This window comes from Amycolatopsis sp. NPDC102522 (genome assembly GCF_055584485.1).
The window spans coordinates 181,598-194,820 of the sequence record NZ_JBVJLY010000004.1 but is presented as its reverse complement, the minus strand read 5'-3'; the positions used below and the strand labels follow the sequence as shown (position 1 = coordinate 194,820).

Genomic DNA, 13,223 nt, shown 5'->3' with positions numbered 1-13,223 from the left:
GTCGGGGGCGGTCAGGTCCGGGCGCACCCCTGCGTGTGGCCCGGACGGCTAGGCGGTCAGGCGCGTGCCCAGAGCGCTGGGACGTTCGGCGGCTCCCAACCTGCCTGAGCGGTGTGGCCCTGGAGGGCCCGGTAGGAAACGCCGTTGTAGGTGACCGTCGCACCCGCGGCGTAGGTGGTACCGGCCGCCCAGGTTCCGGTGGGCGGGTTCGACGTCGTGTTGGTCGGCGTCGTGGTGGTGCTGGTCGGCGGGTTCGAACCCGAAGTCACCAACCGCAGGCCGTAGACGCTCAGGATCACCGAGACCGGCTGGAAGTAGAACGTGCCGCCCGAGGTGCAGTTGCCGGAACCGCCGGAAGTGACGCCCTGGGCCTGGTCGCCCGCGAGCCAAGAACCGCCGGAGTCGCCCGGTTCGGCGCAGGCGTTGGTCCGGGTGAGGCCGGAAACGGTGCCCTGCGGGTAGGTCACCGAGGCGTTCTTCTGCTGGATGGTGCCGCAGTGCCAGCCCGTCGTGGAACCGGAACGGCAGACCGAGGCGCCGATCGCGGCCTCCTGCGAACCCGCCACCGGTACGGTGCCCGGGTAGCGGTTCACCAGCCCACGCGGGGTGTTGCCCGCGTCGACGCGGACCCACGCGTAGTCGTTGCCGGGGAAGGTGGAGCCCGCGACGGAACCGCTCGGGTTCGAGGTCCGCGTACCGGTGGTGCCGCAGTGCCCGGCGGTCACGAAGCCGCCCTCGACCGAGAAACCGATCGAGCACCGGCCCGAACCGAAGGTGTAGGCGTTGCCGCCGATGACGTCGATCAGCGGAACCGGGCTTTCGGTGCTGGTCTCGACCCGCACCGCGTCGGCACGCACACCGGAGGCTGTCGCCCACGACTTCGCGGCGGCCTCGCCACCGGCGTGGGACAGGACGACGATCGAGTTGGTGACGACGTCGACGTACCAGCCCGGCACGTTCTTCGGCGCGGTGCTTCCCTTGGTGTCCAAGGACAGCTTCGCCGCGTCAAGCTGGGCGACGCTCCGCGTGACGGTCTTCGGGGTCGCCCCCGCCGTACGGACGGTGCTCTCCAGAGCCGCGTCGGTGACCGCGACGGTCAACTTGGTCCCGGCCGCGTCAAGCCACGAGCCGGCGTACGACGAACCGAGCCGGGTCTTGAGGGCGCTGTCGGTGTAGGAGGCCTTCTGCTCGTCGGCGATCCGGGTCCTGGCCTGATCCGGGCTGATCTTCAGATCACGCGACAACGCCGCGACGATCTCCGACTGGACCTGGTCGGCCGCCGTGACGGTCTGGCCGGCGCTGGCGCTCGGGGTCAGCGCGACGGCCGTGACCAAGCCCGCCCCGGTCAGGGCCGCCGCGGCGGCCGCTACGATCTTTCGCTTCATTTCAGGCGTTCCCTCACCGACGTTCCGGAAGAAGATCTCGTCCAGACCGTACGAGGCGCCTGCTGCAAAAGGTACATACCATTTAGGTCATATCCACCCAGTGGACTGGACCTTTCGGCGGCTTCCGTGCAGGTCAGCGCACGCCGGCGTCCGTGTAGTCCACGCCATAACCCGGGTTCAACTCGAGATACTTGGAGTAGGTCGGCCGCCGGTCGATCAGTTCGCCGTACACCGCGCGGGACAGGGCGATCATCTCCGCGGCGAAGGGGCCCATCTCCCCCCGCTCCGACCAGCCGACGAGATTCCGCCAGCTCAACGGATTCCCGGCGATCGGGACCGCGACGATGCCCGGGATCTCGTGGAACAGCGGCTGGCACAACACCACCGCGTGTCCCGATTCGACCATCTCGATGCAGGTCAGCACATCGGTCTCGTACAAGGAACGCGGCGTGAACCCCGACCGCGCGCAAGCGGAGGCGAAACATTCGCCGAAACATCCGTCACCCGGCGTCGCGCACCACCGTTCGTCCGCCAGCTCACTGAGTTCGACCTCGGCCTGCTGCGCGCGCTCGTCCCGCGCCGACATCAGCACGAACACCGGATGATGCGCGAGCGTCCGCCAGCGGACACCGGGCTCCGGCGGCGGGGCGGCGTCTCCGCAGACGCCGACGAAGGCGAAGTCCAGCGCACCCTCGGCGGTCATGTCCGCGAGATTGTTGGCCGACCACGACGTATGCGTGGCGACATGGATGTCGGAATGGGTGGTGCCGAGGCGTTGCAGGAGCGCCCCGAGCATCGGCCCGGTCGCCGAGCCGAGCCGCAAGGTCATCGGCTCGCCGGTGCCGGTGTGCTGGGCGAGGCGCGCGGCCTCGTCGTGCAGCGACGACACGGCGGGGAGCACCATCTTCGCCCTGTCAAGGACAAGGAGACCGAGCGCCGTCGGCCGGGTGCCCGTGTGATCACGCAGGAAGAGCTTCCCGCCGAGCGTCCGTTCGATGCGTTTCAGCTGTGCGGTCAACGCGGGCTGCGCCATCCCGAGCGTGTTCGCCGCCTTGGTGATGCTCCCGAGTTCGGCGATCGCGCACATGATGCGCAAGTGGCGCAGTTCCAGCTCCATCCCTCTACGTTAGTAGACATAACTGGACTGGACCAGACAAACAATTGAGCCAAATGGCTTCGTATCGTCGTGTTCGCGGTATGCCATCGATGTCAGCAATCCCGGACACGGCGGGGCGGCCGACCACTACGGTCTCCACGGAACCGACGGCACCTGGATCTGTACGTGCCGGGCGACGTCGCCCTCCTCATCGGCCACTCGATGACCAGGATCGCGCAGGGCATGCGCCGTGACATCCGGTCGGTTCTCCAAGCAGGCGGACGAATCCGGGTCCTCGTCCTGGATCCGGCTGACGAAGCCGTCGTGGAAGTCGTGGATCACCGGATATCGCAAAGTCACGGGCAAGGACGGCTGGACGGTGAAGCAGCACCGGTGTTCACAGTGGAACGGTTGTGGGACAGTACCGAACCGCACGATCTGACCTCGGACGACTGATCAAGAACGGTCGCGCTGGCGGATCGCGATCTCGAGGTTCTCCCGGATCGTCCGGGTCATGCGATGGTCCGGCCCCAGCGCCCGCTCGGCGTCGGCATGCGCCTCTTCGTACAGCCGGATCGCGCGCGGCAGATCACCCGCGACGCCGCGGGCGTAGGCCAGGTCGTTCCGCGAGTTCAGCGTGTCCTGGTGATCGTGTCCGAACAGCCGCTCCCGCGCGGCCAACGTGCTTTCGTACAACTCGATCGCCCGCGCCAGCTCACCGGAGGATTCGTACGCCCCGGCCAAGTTGTTCCCCGCCTTCAACGTGTCGGGGTGATCGGGACCCAGCACGCGCTCGCGATCGGCCAGTGTCCGCTCGTGCAGTTCGACCGCGCGGGCGAGGTCACCGGCCGTCTCGCACGCTCCCGCGAGATTGCACCGCGAGGTCAGCGTGTCCGGATGGTCCAGCCCTAGCACGCGCTCGCGATCCTTCAGCGTCGCCTCGAACAGGGTGATCGCCCGCTTCACATCGCCCGTCGACCAATGGAGGTAGGCCAGGTTGCTCCGGTAGAGCAAGGTCTCCGGGTGGTCGGAACCCAGCACGCGCTCGCGATCGGCGAGTGTGGCTTCGTGCAGCGGGATCGCCCGCTCCGCGTCACCCGCCGCTTCGTACGACATGGCCAGATTGTTCCGGGAGAGCAGCGTGTCCGGGTGTTCCTTTCCCAGCAGCCGTTCGCGCCCCTCCAGCGCCTCCTCGTGCAGGGAGATCGCCCGCCGCAGATCACCGGCGGCATGGCAGGCGGCCGCGAGGTTGTTCCGGTAGCTCAACGTGTGCGCGTGGTCGGGCCCCAGCCTCCGCTCGCAGTCTTCCAAGGTGGCCTCGAACAACGCGATCGCCCGCGTCTGGTCGCCGGCTGCCTGGTAGGCGGATGCCGCGTTGCTCCGCGCGTGCAGGGTGTTGGGGTCGTCGATGCCGTAGAGCCGTTCGCAACCGGCGCTCGCCCGGGCCGCGAGCACGATGGCGGTCGTGGGGTCGCCCTGGCCGAGGACGTAGAGGCTAAGGCTGGTGGCGAGCTGACAGAGCGGACCGGTGTCGATGTCGGTGTGGTCGAGCAGCGCCCGGGCATGGGGCAGCACGGCTTGGAAGACGGGCCAATGCGCGGGCAGCCGGGAGTCTGCCGCGTCGAGCAAGCGGGCGAGCGCGGCGGAGGTGGCTTCACGCGCCTCGTCGATGTCCTCGGGGCGGCGGTAGGGGTCGGCGGGATCGGGTGTCCGGGTCACTGCCTGCACGAGCCGGTGGACCTCGATCGTGTCGGCGTCGAGGGTGATCATGCTGTAGGCGGCCAGCCGCCCCAGGGCTTCGGACATCTCCGGTTCGTCGGCGTCGTACTCCAGCAGCGATCGCGGGATGCGTTCCGGAGCGTGCCAGGCCAGCCGTCGCAACACTTTCGCGGCGAGCGGGGTGTCCGCGAGCCTGTCCAGGGTGACATGCCAGACCCGGGCGACGGCACGCTCCGCGTCCTCGGCCTCCGCGGTCCAGGCGAACATTCTCGCCGGGGATCTGGCGAGCAGGCCGAGGTAGCGGGCCGTGGCCATGCGGTTCTGCGCGAGATAGGCCGCGGCCTGTTCGACAGCCAGGGGCAGCCACCCGAGTTCCGCGCAGAGTTCACCCGCGTCGGCCAGCACCGCTTCCGGCCACTCGGCCCGGACCGTCCTGCCGAGCAGCTCGACCGCCTCGTCCGGTTCCAGCACGTCCAGTGACACGGTGCTGATGTCACGCCAGCCGGTGCCCCGCCTGCTGGTGATGATGACGGTGCCGGTCCGCACCCGCTCCAGCAGGCCGCTCGCGTGCGCGAGATCGCTCAGGTTGTCCAGGACGAGCAGCCAGCCGGAATGGCAGGCCAGCCAGCTCACGGCCTGTTCGGTCCGCTGTTCCCACGGCAGCTCCGCGGCCGCCGGGGACAGCGCCACGGCCAGCTCCGCCAAGCCGTCGTCGATCGCCGAGGCCGAGTCCGCCGTCATCCACCACACGGCCGAGAAGTCCGCCGAGCGCAGTTCGGCGAACCTGGCGGCCAGGCTGCTTTTGCCGATACCGCCCAGCCCGTGCACCGCCACCACCGCGACCCGCTTGGCGGCCTTGGCCGTCCTCTCCAAACGGTCCAGCTCGGCGGTCCGGCCGACGAAGACCCTGCCGCGCAAGGGCAGTTTCCAGGCCGCCTGCGGTGGCGGCGAGACGTCGGTCTCCGCGAGAATTCCGGCGATGAACCTCGAAACCTGGCCGTAGACAAGGGAATCGCGATCGGCCGGTTTGCAGATGCCGACGTGATCGGCGTCGACGGAGATCGGCCGGACACGAGGCAGTCCGGGGTTGGCCGAGCCTTCGTCGACCACCCGGACGCCTTTGGTCGGGTACGCCTCGAAGAACACCAGGTTCCGGATCCCGGACTCGTCGGCCCAATCGCGATACCGGTCGTTGAGATGCCGCAGGTGAGCGGCGTTGCGTTTGAGGTCCTTCACCGCCGCGGTGGACCGATAGACGAGTCCGAGCGCCTTGACGACCGCCGCCAGCCCCGATCCGGTGTGCGGGGTCCCCAGGAAGACCACCCCGCGCGCGGCCGTCGCGAACGTCGCGAACCCGGTGCGGCCCTCGGCCGCGTGCAGCAGGATCTCCTTGGCCAGCAAGCCACCCATGCTGTGGGTGACGAAACACAGGGGCCGCTCGCCGATACCGGCGTTCTGCAGCCGCGCCATCAGGTTGATCGCCCGGTCCTGCATGGGCATCGCCCGGCCCCGCCAGCCCGTCGACCAGGCCTCGTAACCCACCGACCACACGGCCACCCGGTCGAAATCGTCGGCCAGCCACTCCGGCCAGAACGAAGACCGCGAACCGCCCGCCCACGTCTTCCACGCGTCCCCGTCCAGCCCGTGCAGGAAGACCACGTCCAGTCCGGCCGACTCCGGGACCCGGACCTCGATGATCTCGGGCAATCTCCTACCTCCGGTCGGGGCGGCTGCGTCGGGCGACCACCGGATGTCGGTGGCCCGACGCTCGCCGTTACGAGCCGATGATCAGGTCCGCGGCCTTCTCCCTCACCATGAGCGAAGCGGAGCGATAACGGTTCGGGAACGGCGCTCGTCCGGTCGATTCCCTGCCCATAGGGTGCCTTCTTTCGCACCCAGGGGAGGGTTCGTGCGCATCCACGCCAGACGTCGATCCATCAGCTTCAGCGGCCGGACGATCACGATCAAGGCGGCCGTCAAAGGACTCGGCGACCGGAGACATACGTTCAGCGTCGAAAAGGTCATTGGTATCAAGAACATTCCGCCGACGGCGTTCAAGCCGGGGCGGCTCGTCTTCGAAGTTCCCGGGGCCTCCAAGACGGTCGTCGAGGACGTGCCCTTGTACGCCGACAAGGTGGACATGAACACCTTCACCTACGGCGGCATGAATTCGAAGCATGTGAAAGCACTCGAAGCGGCGATCAGGAAAGCGATGAAGGCCTGACCCTCGTGAGCGGAAAGGACGGCCGGTCCGACGATGAGGGCGGCGGGGCCGAGTCGGTCCAGTGGGTCGTGAGTGGCGATTCGGGTTCCAACGGATTCGTAGTTGCCTACCCGCTGGGATTCCGGTGTCTTCGTGGAAGGTGACGGGGGAAGATTTCGGACGTTGAATGTCCGGAACCTTCCCCACTCGGTTGCCGATCGCAAGGGTTGTGTGGCCGGAGCCGGGTGACCTCGCGACGGTGAAGGATTTGGGACGTTGAACGTCCCAAATCCTTCACCGTCGATCGGGCATCCGCCGGGATCGCCACCTTCGCGCAGGTCAGCGGCAGGTAGGCAAATACCGGTCCACGCTAACCCGAATCACCGCTCACGAGGTCTTGGACTTGCGGTTCAGGAAAGCCGACGCCCCGATACCGTGCGCGGCGACGCTCGCCAGCACGGTCACCGCCATGACGCTCAACGCGGCGTCCGCCGCGTCCCCGTCGAGTGAGTTGTAGGCCAGCAGCCCGAACACGATCGACGCCGCGCCGCGCGGCGCCAACAGACCGATGGTCATCCGGTCCCGCCACCGGAAATCCGTCCGCAGCAAGGTGAGCAGCACCGGGATCAGCCGGGCGACGGTCAGCGCGACGACGCTGACGATCACCACGCCCCAGGTGAGCCCGAAGGACAGCACCAGTACCGCGGTGCTGCCGAAGACGAACCACATCAGTAACCCGCACAGCGAGCTGACGTCCTCGGCGAGCCCGAGTTCGTCCTCGTCGGGGTGCCGGGCGGTCTTGTAGGCGATCCCGCAGATGAACGCGGCGACGAAACCGTTGCCGCCGATCGCGACGGCGGCGGTGTAGGTCAGCAGCGGCAGCGCGACGGCCGCGACCCGCGCGGAATGCCGCGTCGACCAGCCGTGCCTGCCGGTCACGTTCATCGCGACGGCGGCCACCGCGCCGATGACGGAGCCTGCCAGCACGGCCAGCAGCGCCGCCGGGACAGCGGCCTGCAGCGCTTCACCCGGCGTCTTCGCCTGGTGGTTGCTCCCCGCGAGGGTGAGCGCGAAGATGAACACCGGGGCGACGACGCCGTCGTTGTACCCGCTTTCGACGTTCAGCAGGTGCCGCACGCGTTCGGGCACCCGGACGTCGTGCACCACCGAGGTCGCCGGAGCGAAGTCCGTGGGCGCGATGATGCAGGCGATCAGCAGGATCACCACCCAGCCGAGGCCCGGCAGCACCAGCAGACCGACGCCCATCACGATCAGGATCGTCAGCGGCAGCGCGATCAGCAGCAGCCGCACCGCGGTCTTGGCGTCATGACCGAGATAGCCGCCCTTGACCGCGGTGGCGTCCACGAACAGCAGCAGCGCGAGGATCAGTTCCGCCGCGTTGAGGGCGATCTCGGTGTTGAGGCCGTTGCCGAGATCGTTGCGGGTGGTGAACCCGATCGCCAGCCCCGCCGCGACCATCGCCATCGGCGCGGTGATCTGCCACCGTTCCAGCCGTGCCGCCGTCATCGTCCAAGCCAGCACGACGACAGCGCCGACGAGCACGCTCTGGATCATCTACCCCGCCCCTCGTTCCCGGTGGACTCCCCTGCCACCGGGAACGAGCATAGAGGCCGGGCGGAGCCAGGCGGTCCACAAAGGAACGCCGATCACACCACCGCGCCGTTGTCTTCGCGCGTCGGTGTCCGCGACGCCTTGCGGACGGGACGTCCGGCTCCGGGCCACCGCTTGTCGAGCAGGATCGCCACGGGGCCAGCGGTGGCCACAGTGGACACTGTGCCGGCGACCAGACCGAGTAAGAGCGCGAGCGCGAAGTCGGCCAGCGAACCGTCGCCGAGGAACAGCAGCGCCCCGAGCACGAACAGCACCCCGATCCCGGTGTTGATCGTCCGCGGCAACGTCTGCAGCACAGCCGTGCCGACGACGCGGGCGAACGGCTCCTTGCGGTGCTGTCCCCGCACCTCCCGGACCCGGTCGAAGACCACCACCGAGTCGTTGACCGAGTAGCCGATCACCGTGAGCAGCGCGGCGAGGAAGACCCCGTCCATGGACTTGCCCAGCCAGGCGAAGATCCCGAGGATGATCAGGACGTCCTGGGCGAGCGCGGCCACGGTGGCCAGCCCGAGGCGCCAGTCGAACCGCACAGCGAGGTAGATCAGCTGCGCCAGCACCGCGAGGCAGAGCGCGATCACCGCCTTGGTGCGCAGTTCGACGCCGAGGCTCGGGCCGATCTGCTCGTCGCGGATCTCGGTCGCGTCACCGGCGACCCCGGCGACAGCGGTCCGGATCCGCTCGGTGGCGGCTTCGTCGATCGGCTCGGTGCGGACCGAGATGTCCTTCTCACCGGACAGCTGCACGACGGCGCGGGGGAATCCGGCGTCGGAGACGGCGTCGCGGATCTGTTCGACGTCGGCGGGCGACGAAGTGCTGTATTCGATCACCCGGCCGCCGGTGAACTCGACGCCGAGGGTCGGTCCGGCCACGAACAGTCCCGCGATCGCGGCGATGACGACAGCGCCCGCCACCATCAGCCAGCGTTTCGGCTTGCCGAGGAACTCCGGGTCGCGCCGGTTCACCCACTGGCGGACGCGTCCCTCGTGGGTGAGGCCGGAAAGCTGCGGTTTGCGCGCGACCACGCCCCGCATCGTGAGGTGCAGCAGCCAGCGGGTGAGCACGAGCGAGATGAACAGGGCCACGATGACACCGATGGACAGCGTCACCCCGAACCCGCGCACCGGGCCGGACGCGAGCCAGAACAGCAGTCCCGCGGCGAGCAGGGTGGTCACGTTCGAATCGACGATCGCCGACAACGCGCCGCTGAACCCGCGGCTGACCGAGCGCGGGAGCGAGCCTCCCTGTTTGACCGAGTGTTCCTCTCTCGCCCTTTCGAAGACGAGCACGGTGGCGTCGACGGCCATGCCGATGGCCAGGACGAACCCGGCGAGCCCCGGCAAGGTCAGCGTCGCGCCGACGGCGAGCAGGGCGGCGTAGGACACGGCGGCGTACGCCACCAGCGCACCCACCGCGACCAGCCCTGCCAAGCGATACACCGCCAGCAGGAACAGCGCTGTCAGCGCCAGGCCGATCACGGCGGCGCGGGCGCTGGCGTCGATCGCGGCGGCGCCGAGCGTGGGGCCGACGGTTCGCTGCTCGATGATCTCGACCGGTGTCGGCAGCGCGCCGGCGTTGATCAGCAACGCCAGATCCTTCGCTTCGGCCGGGGAGAACTGCCCGGTGATCTGGGTGCTCCCGCCGACGATCCCGACCCCGCAGGCGACCTGTGGGCTCACCTGGGGCGACGAGATCACCTTGTCGTCGAGGGCGATCGCCACCCGGCGGGCCGGGTCACCGGGCGGCGAGCAGGCCGCCTTGCCGGTCAGCCCTTCCCAGGCGCGGCCCGAATCCCCTTTGAAGTCGACGGAAACGAGCCGGCCGCCGCCACCCTGCGAATCGATCGACGAGCGTGCCCCGTCGACGCCCTCGCCGGTCAGCGCGGCGGGCCCGAGCGTGATCGGCTGACCGCTCTCGTCGGGAAGGACGCGGGTGTCCGGTTTTTCGCCGGGGACGGATCCGACACCGACCACCGGATGGAAGGACAGTTGCGCGGTACGGCCGATCACCTCGACGGCTTCGCGCGGATCGCGCACGCCGGGTAGTTCGACGATGATCCGGTTGTCCCCGGAGCGGGCCAGCATGGGTTCGGCGACGCCCAGCGCGTCGACCCGGCGGCGCAGCACCTCGAGCGTCCGGTCGGTGGTCCCCGCGTCGGCGGTGACGGTGGGCGAATCCTTGGTCTCCAGCACGATCTGCGTGCCACCACGCAGATCGAGCCCCAGGCGCGGGGCGGTGGTCAGCAACAAGTACACGGTCGCGGCGAGGATGACCAGCGAGACGACGGCTCGCCCGGTCATGCCTCGCCGCGCGGTTTCGCGCGGCACGACGGTTTCTCCTCGATGAATTCACCCGCGCGGAAAGCGAAAGGCAGGCGCGCGGATTCCCGGTCCGGGCACGCGAAGACGTGCCCGGCAGCTTCAGACGGCTACCGGGAGAGGAGGAGCGCGATCCCCCAGCGCGAGGCGGTTCGCCGTACGCGAGGGAGGAGTGACGTCGTCGTGGAGTTCGCTGAGCCGGAGCAGCGTCGTGGACGCGGGCCCGTGCGGGACGGTCCCGAAGAGAGGCAGGTCACCGTGACCGTGCACACCCAGCAGCGAAGGTTCGGCGGCGAGCCTGCCCATGGCGCGCACCGGCGTCACGGCCTTGGAGACCGAGGAGTCGACCGTCGCGTTCGCCCCACGCGACTCGTCCGCCGAAGCGGAATCGCCCGAGTGGAGCGCGAGGAACAGGCCGAGTGCGGTCAGCACGGCGGCGAGCAGGACCAGCACGGCCTGCCTCGCAGGCCGGTACGTCCGGCGCCCCACCGTCATCGACACACTCCCAGGTTCTCGCCGACACCTTACTTGTCTCACGCCCCTCCCCGCCGGTGACAGATACGGAAGTACGTATTAAAGTAGTGCTTCACTATGAAGCACGTAGATGATTTCGGCCGTGATCGGGACGACCTGCTGTTCGATCCCCGGGTGCGGGCAGCGCTCGCCGAGTTCGCCGGCGACGACGACCTCGGCGCCTTGGAGGCGGCGGCGGCCATCCGGGCGGCGGCTCGGGGCCTGGACAAGCTGCGCTCGACGGGAACCGACAGCCGCGGGCTCAGCCCCGGCGCGCTGGACATCCTGATCCGCTTGGCGGGCAACGAGTCCGGCGTCAGCATCAAGGATCTCGCCGGCTCCGCGGGGGTGAGTTCGAGGAACGTGACCGGTCTGGTCGACACGCTGGAACGCGGCGGCCTCGCCGAACGCGTCCCCGCGCCGGAGGACCGGCGTTCCGTGCTCGCCCGGATCACCCCGGCGGGCCGGACCTGGCTCGACGAGTTCCGGCGGCCGTCCCAAGCGGCGATGGCGGCGGTCTTCCGCGGCTTCACTCCCGCCGAGACGGCCTTGGTGCGGCATCTCTGCCTGCGCGTGGTGGAAAACCAGGACCGCTTGGCCCGCTATCTGGAGGAGCGTTCATGACCGGCACGACACGAGAGACCGTCCAGGCCTATCACCGGGCGAGATTCGCGGGGGACGTGCCCGCGGCGGCCGCCCTGCTCGGTGACGCCTTCGTCTTCCGGAGCCCGATGATGACCTCCGACGCTGACGGGCACCTCGCCGGGCTGCCCGGTTTCCTCCAGGTGGTCACCGGCGTCGACCTGATCAGTGAGCTCTACGGCGAAACGGAGGCCACGCTCGTCTACGACGTCCATACCGTCCTCCCGATGGGAATCCAGCGCACCGCCGAGCATTTCCGGCTGCGGGACGGCCGGATCGAGTCCATCACGCTGATCTTCGACGCGACACCTTGGCATCCGGTGCTGGCCGCGGCCGGGTCTCAGTCCTGAGGCGGAACGCGCCGTCGCAGGATCGGGACGCCGTCGCCGCGGAGTTCGGTCAGGTACGCCGCCCGTCCGGTCATGGCCATGATCAGCGCCAGGGTCGGGCCCGAGACGAGCGGCCCGGACCCGACCGCGAAGGGGCCGTCGGTCGCTTCGAGCCGCAGCCCGCCGATACGTCCTTTCGCCATCACCACCATGTCGGCACCCTGGTAGTACCCGGCCAGCGCGGTGAGAACGGTGATCGGGTAGTCCCGGCGGAGGCCGAGCGGGCGGCGGATGTCCTCGGCGTGCACGATCGCCTCGCCGAGCATCGCCATCTTCGGCAGTGGCGGTTTCGTCGTACTGCTGACGACACGGCGGAACCGCTCCAGTGTCTCGGCGCCGTCCTCGCCCAGTTGTTCGGCCAGCCGCAGGGCGACCTGCTTGTCGAAATCGAACCGGCAGCGGATCACCCCGGCGAACCACCGAGCCGGCGTGAGGCTCGCCCCCGCGGTGAGGTGCGCCAGCACCTCGCGCACCGTCAGCCCGGCGCACAGCGACGGCGTTTCCCACCGTTCTTCGACGAGCCCCGTGAGGTCGTTCGCCAGCACCGCCCGCTCGGCGCGGATCAGCGGCCAGACCCCGGTCGTGGCGCGATCGCGCGCCTTCTGTCCTGAATCCGTCATCCGGAGCCCCTTCGGTCATCGTCCTTCGAAGGGGAGACTCCCGTCGCGGTACGGAATCATCGGTCCTCGATAATCGGCGGCGAAGCACGCCGTGCACCGAGAAAGAGGGACCGATGATCGAGCGCTGGAATCCGGAGACCGTGGCGGCACCGATCGGGCCGTACAGCCATCTGGTCCGTGTACCCGCCGATCACGAACTCGTCGTCGTGTCCGGTCAGGTCGGCATGCTGCCCGACGGCGAACTGGCCGGGCCCGACGCCGAGTCCCAGACCCGCGCGTTGCTCGCCAACCTCGAACGGCTGCTCGAAGCCGCGGGCGCCGGGCCGGAACACCTGGTCAAGATCTTCAGCATGCTGTCCGGCACCGAGCACCTCGACGGTTTCCGCACGGCGACGCGCGAGACCTTCACCCGCTGGTACCCGGAAGCGGACTGGCCCGCCCAGTCGCTGATCGTCGTGGCCGCGCTGGCGCGCCCGGAACTCGTCGTCGAGGTCGAGGCGCTGGTCGCGGTGCCTAAGCTCGTCTCATGACGATGGGGACGGCGTTGCTCTTCATCGGTGGCGGGGCGCTCCTGGTCGTCTTGCTCCTCCTCACCGTCGGGATGCTGCTGGGCAGCCGGGTCCGGCGCGGCAGGAAGCAGGGTCGCTACCCCTACCGCGCCAAACCCGGCAGCTACGACAACTCGTCGATGGGCAATCCGCACTGAGCC

At 69.1% G+C, this 13,223-nt stretch carries 13 protein-coding genes; 6 read left to right on the top strand and 7 right to left on the bottom strand.

The annotated features are described in order from the left end of the window. Positions 1-56: 56 nt before the first annotated feature. On the bottom strand, positions 57-1,385 hold the full coding sequence (locus ACZ6YV_RS13735; protein ID WP_465509888.1) for a carbohydrate-binding protein: 1,329 nt from the start codon (positions 1,383-1,385) through the stop codon (positions 57-59). A 133-nt stretch (positions 1,386-1,518) separates the two neighbouring features. Continuing rightward, complete coding sequence (locus tag ACZ6YV_RS13730; protein ID WP_465509887.1) at positions 1,519-2,502, bottom strand: LysR family transcriptional regulator; 984 nt, start codon at positions 2,500-2,502, stop codon at positions 1,519-1,521. A gap of 165 nt (positions 2,503-2,667) precedes the next feature. Between ACZ6YV_RS13730 and ACZ6YV_RS13725 the strand changes: the two genes are divergently transcribed. Continuing rightward, the gene (locus ACZ6YV_RS13725) at positions 2,668-2,937 is read left to right on the top strand and encodes a hypothetical protein (protein ID WP_465509886.1); all 270 of its coding nucleotides are present in this window, start codon (positions 2,668-2,670) and stop codon (positions 2,935-2,937) included. Here the strand turns inward: ACZ6YV_RS13725 and fxsT are convergent, their stop codons facing one another. Continuing rightward, positions 2,938-5,907, bottom strand: coding sequence for an FxSxx-COOH system tetratricopeptide repeat protein (gene fxsT / locus ACZ6YV_RS13720; RefSeq protein WP_465509885.1), 2,970 nt, complete (start codon positions 5,905-5,907; stop codon positions 2,938-2,940). Positions 5,908-6,109: 202 nt separating this feature from the next. On the opposite strand from fxsT, the gene ACZ6YV_RS13715 reads away from it, so the two are divergent. Beyond that, positions 6,110-6,424, top strand: coding sequence for a hypothetical protein (locus ACZ6YV_RS13715; RefSeq protein WP_465509884.1), 315 nt, complete (start codon positions 6,110-6,112; stop codon positions 6,422-6,424). A gap of 366 nt (positions 6,425-6,790) precedes the next feature. On the opposite strand, the gene ACZ6YV_RS13710 is transcribed toward ACZ6YV_RS13715, so the two are convergent. The 3 genes from ACZ6YV_RS13710 to ACZ6YV_RS13700 form a co-directional block, all read right to left on the bottom strand. After that, the gene (locus tag ACZ6YV_RS13710; RefSeq protein ID WP_465509883.1) at positions 6,791-7,978 is read right to left on the bottom strand and encodes a cation:proton antiporter; all 1,188 of its coding nucleotides are present in this window, start codon (positions 7,976-7,978) and stop codon (positions 6,791-6,793) included. Positions 7,979-8,070: 92 nt separating this feature from the next. Next, positions 8,071-10,359, bottom strand: a complete 2,289-nt coding sequence (secD, locus tag ACZ6YV_RS13705; protein WP_465509882.1) for a protein translocase subunit SecD — start codon at positions 10,357-10,359, stop codon at positions 8,071-8,073. A gap of 93 nt (positions 10,360-10,452) precedes the next feature. Beyond that, the gene (locus ACZ6YV_RS13700; protein ID WP_465509881.1) at positions 10,453-10,845 is read right to left on the bottom strand and encodes a hypothetical protein; all 393 of its coding nucleotides are present in this window, start codon (positions 10,843-10,845) and stop codon (positions 10,453-10,455) included. A gap of 96 nt (positions 10,846-10,941) precedes the next feature. On the opposite strand from ACZ6YV_RS13700, the gene ACZ6YV_RS13695 reads away from it, so the two are divergent. Beyond that, positions 10,942-11,487 (top strand): MarR family winged helix-turn-helix transcriptional regulator, encoded by a 546-nt coding sequence (locus tag ACZ6YV_RS13695; protein ID WP_465509880.1) that lies wholly within the window; start codon positions 10,942-10,944, stop codon positions 11,485-11,487. Further along, entirely contained in the window at positions 11,484-11,855 is a 372-nt protein-coding gene (locus tag ACZ6YV_RS13690) for a nuclear transport factor 2 family protein (protein ID WP_465509879.1), read from the top strand. Before ACZ6YV_RS13695 ends, ACZ6YV_RS13690 begins: the two co-directional genes overlap by 4 nt. On the opposite strand, the gene ACZ6YV_RS13685 is transcribed toward ACZ6YV_RS13690, so the two are convergent. Continuing rightward, complete coding sequence (locus ACZ6YV_RS13685; RefSeq protein ID WP_465509878.1) at positions 11,846-12,514, bottom strand: maleylpyruvate isomerase family mycothiol-dependent enzyme; 669 nt, start codon at positions 12,512-12,514, stop codon at positions 11,846-11,848. The genes ACZ6YV_RS13690 and ACZ6YV_RS13685 overlap by 10 nt on opposite strands. Before the next feature lie 113 nt (positions 12,515-12,627). On the opposite strand from ACZ6YV_RS13685, the gene ACZ6YV_RS13680 reads away from it, so the two are divergent. After that, on the top strand, positions 12,628-13,044 hold the full coding sequence (locus ACZ6YV_RS13680) for a RidA family protein (RefSeq protein WP_465509877.1): 417 nt from the start codon (positions 12,628-12,630) through the stop codon (positions 13,042-13,044). Next, the gene (locus ACZ6YV_RS13675; protein ID WP_465509876.1) at positions 13,041-13,220 is read left to right on the top strand and encodes a hypothetical protein; all 180 of its coding nucleotides are present in this window, start codon (positions 13,041-13,043) and stop codon (positions 13,218-13,220) included. Before ACZ6YV_RS13680 ends, ACZ6YV_RS13675 begins: the two co-directional genes overlap by 4 nt. Positions 13,221-13,223 lie beyond the last annotated feature (3 nt).

Bases quoted from the DNA above. Each gene is read 5' to 3' on its own strand.
- ACZ6YV_RS13675 (WP_465509876.1), top strand. From the start codon at position 13,041: ATGACGATGGGGACGGCGTTGCTCTTCATCGGTGGCGGGGCGCTCCTG.
- ACZ6YV_RS13680 (WP_465509877.1), top strand. From the start codon at position 12,628: ATGATCGAGCGCTGGAATCCGGAGACCGTGGCGGCACCGATCGGGCCG.
- ACZ6YV_RS13700 (WP_465509881.1), bottom strand. From the start codon at position 10,845: ATGACGGTGGGGCGCCGGACGTACCGGCCTGCGAGGCAGGCCGTGCTG.
- ACZ6YV_RS13710 (WP_465509883.1), bottom strand. From the start codon at position 7,978: ATGATCCAGAGCGTGCTCGTCGGCGCTGTCGTCGTGCTGGCTTGGACG.
- ACZ6YV_RS13695 (WP_465509880.1), top strand. From the start codon at position 10,942: ATGAAGCACGTAGATGATTTCGGCCGTGATCGGGACGACCTGCTGTTC.
- ACZ6YV_RS13690 (WP_465509879.1), top strand. From the start codon at position 11,484: ATGACCGGCACGACACGAGAGACCGTCCAGGCCTATCACCGGGCGAGA.
- ACZ6YV_RS13685 (WP_465509878.1), bottom strand. From the start codon at position 12,514: ATGACGGATTCAGGACAGAAGGCGCGCGATCGCGCCACGACCGGGGTC.
- ACZ6YV_RS13730 (WP_465509887.1), bottom strand. From the start codon at position 2,502: ATGGAGCTGGAACTGCGCCACTTGCGCATCATGTGCGCGATCGCCGAA.
- ACZ6YV_RS13735 (WP_465509888.1), bottom strand. From the start codon at position 1,385: ATGAAGCGAAAGATCGTAGCGGCCGCCGCGGCGGCCCTGACCGGGGCG.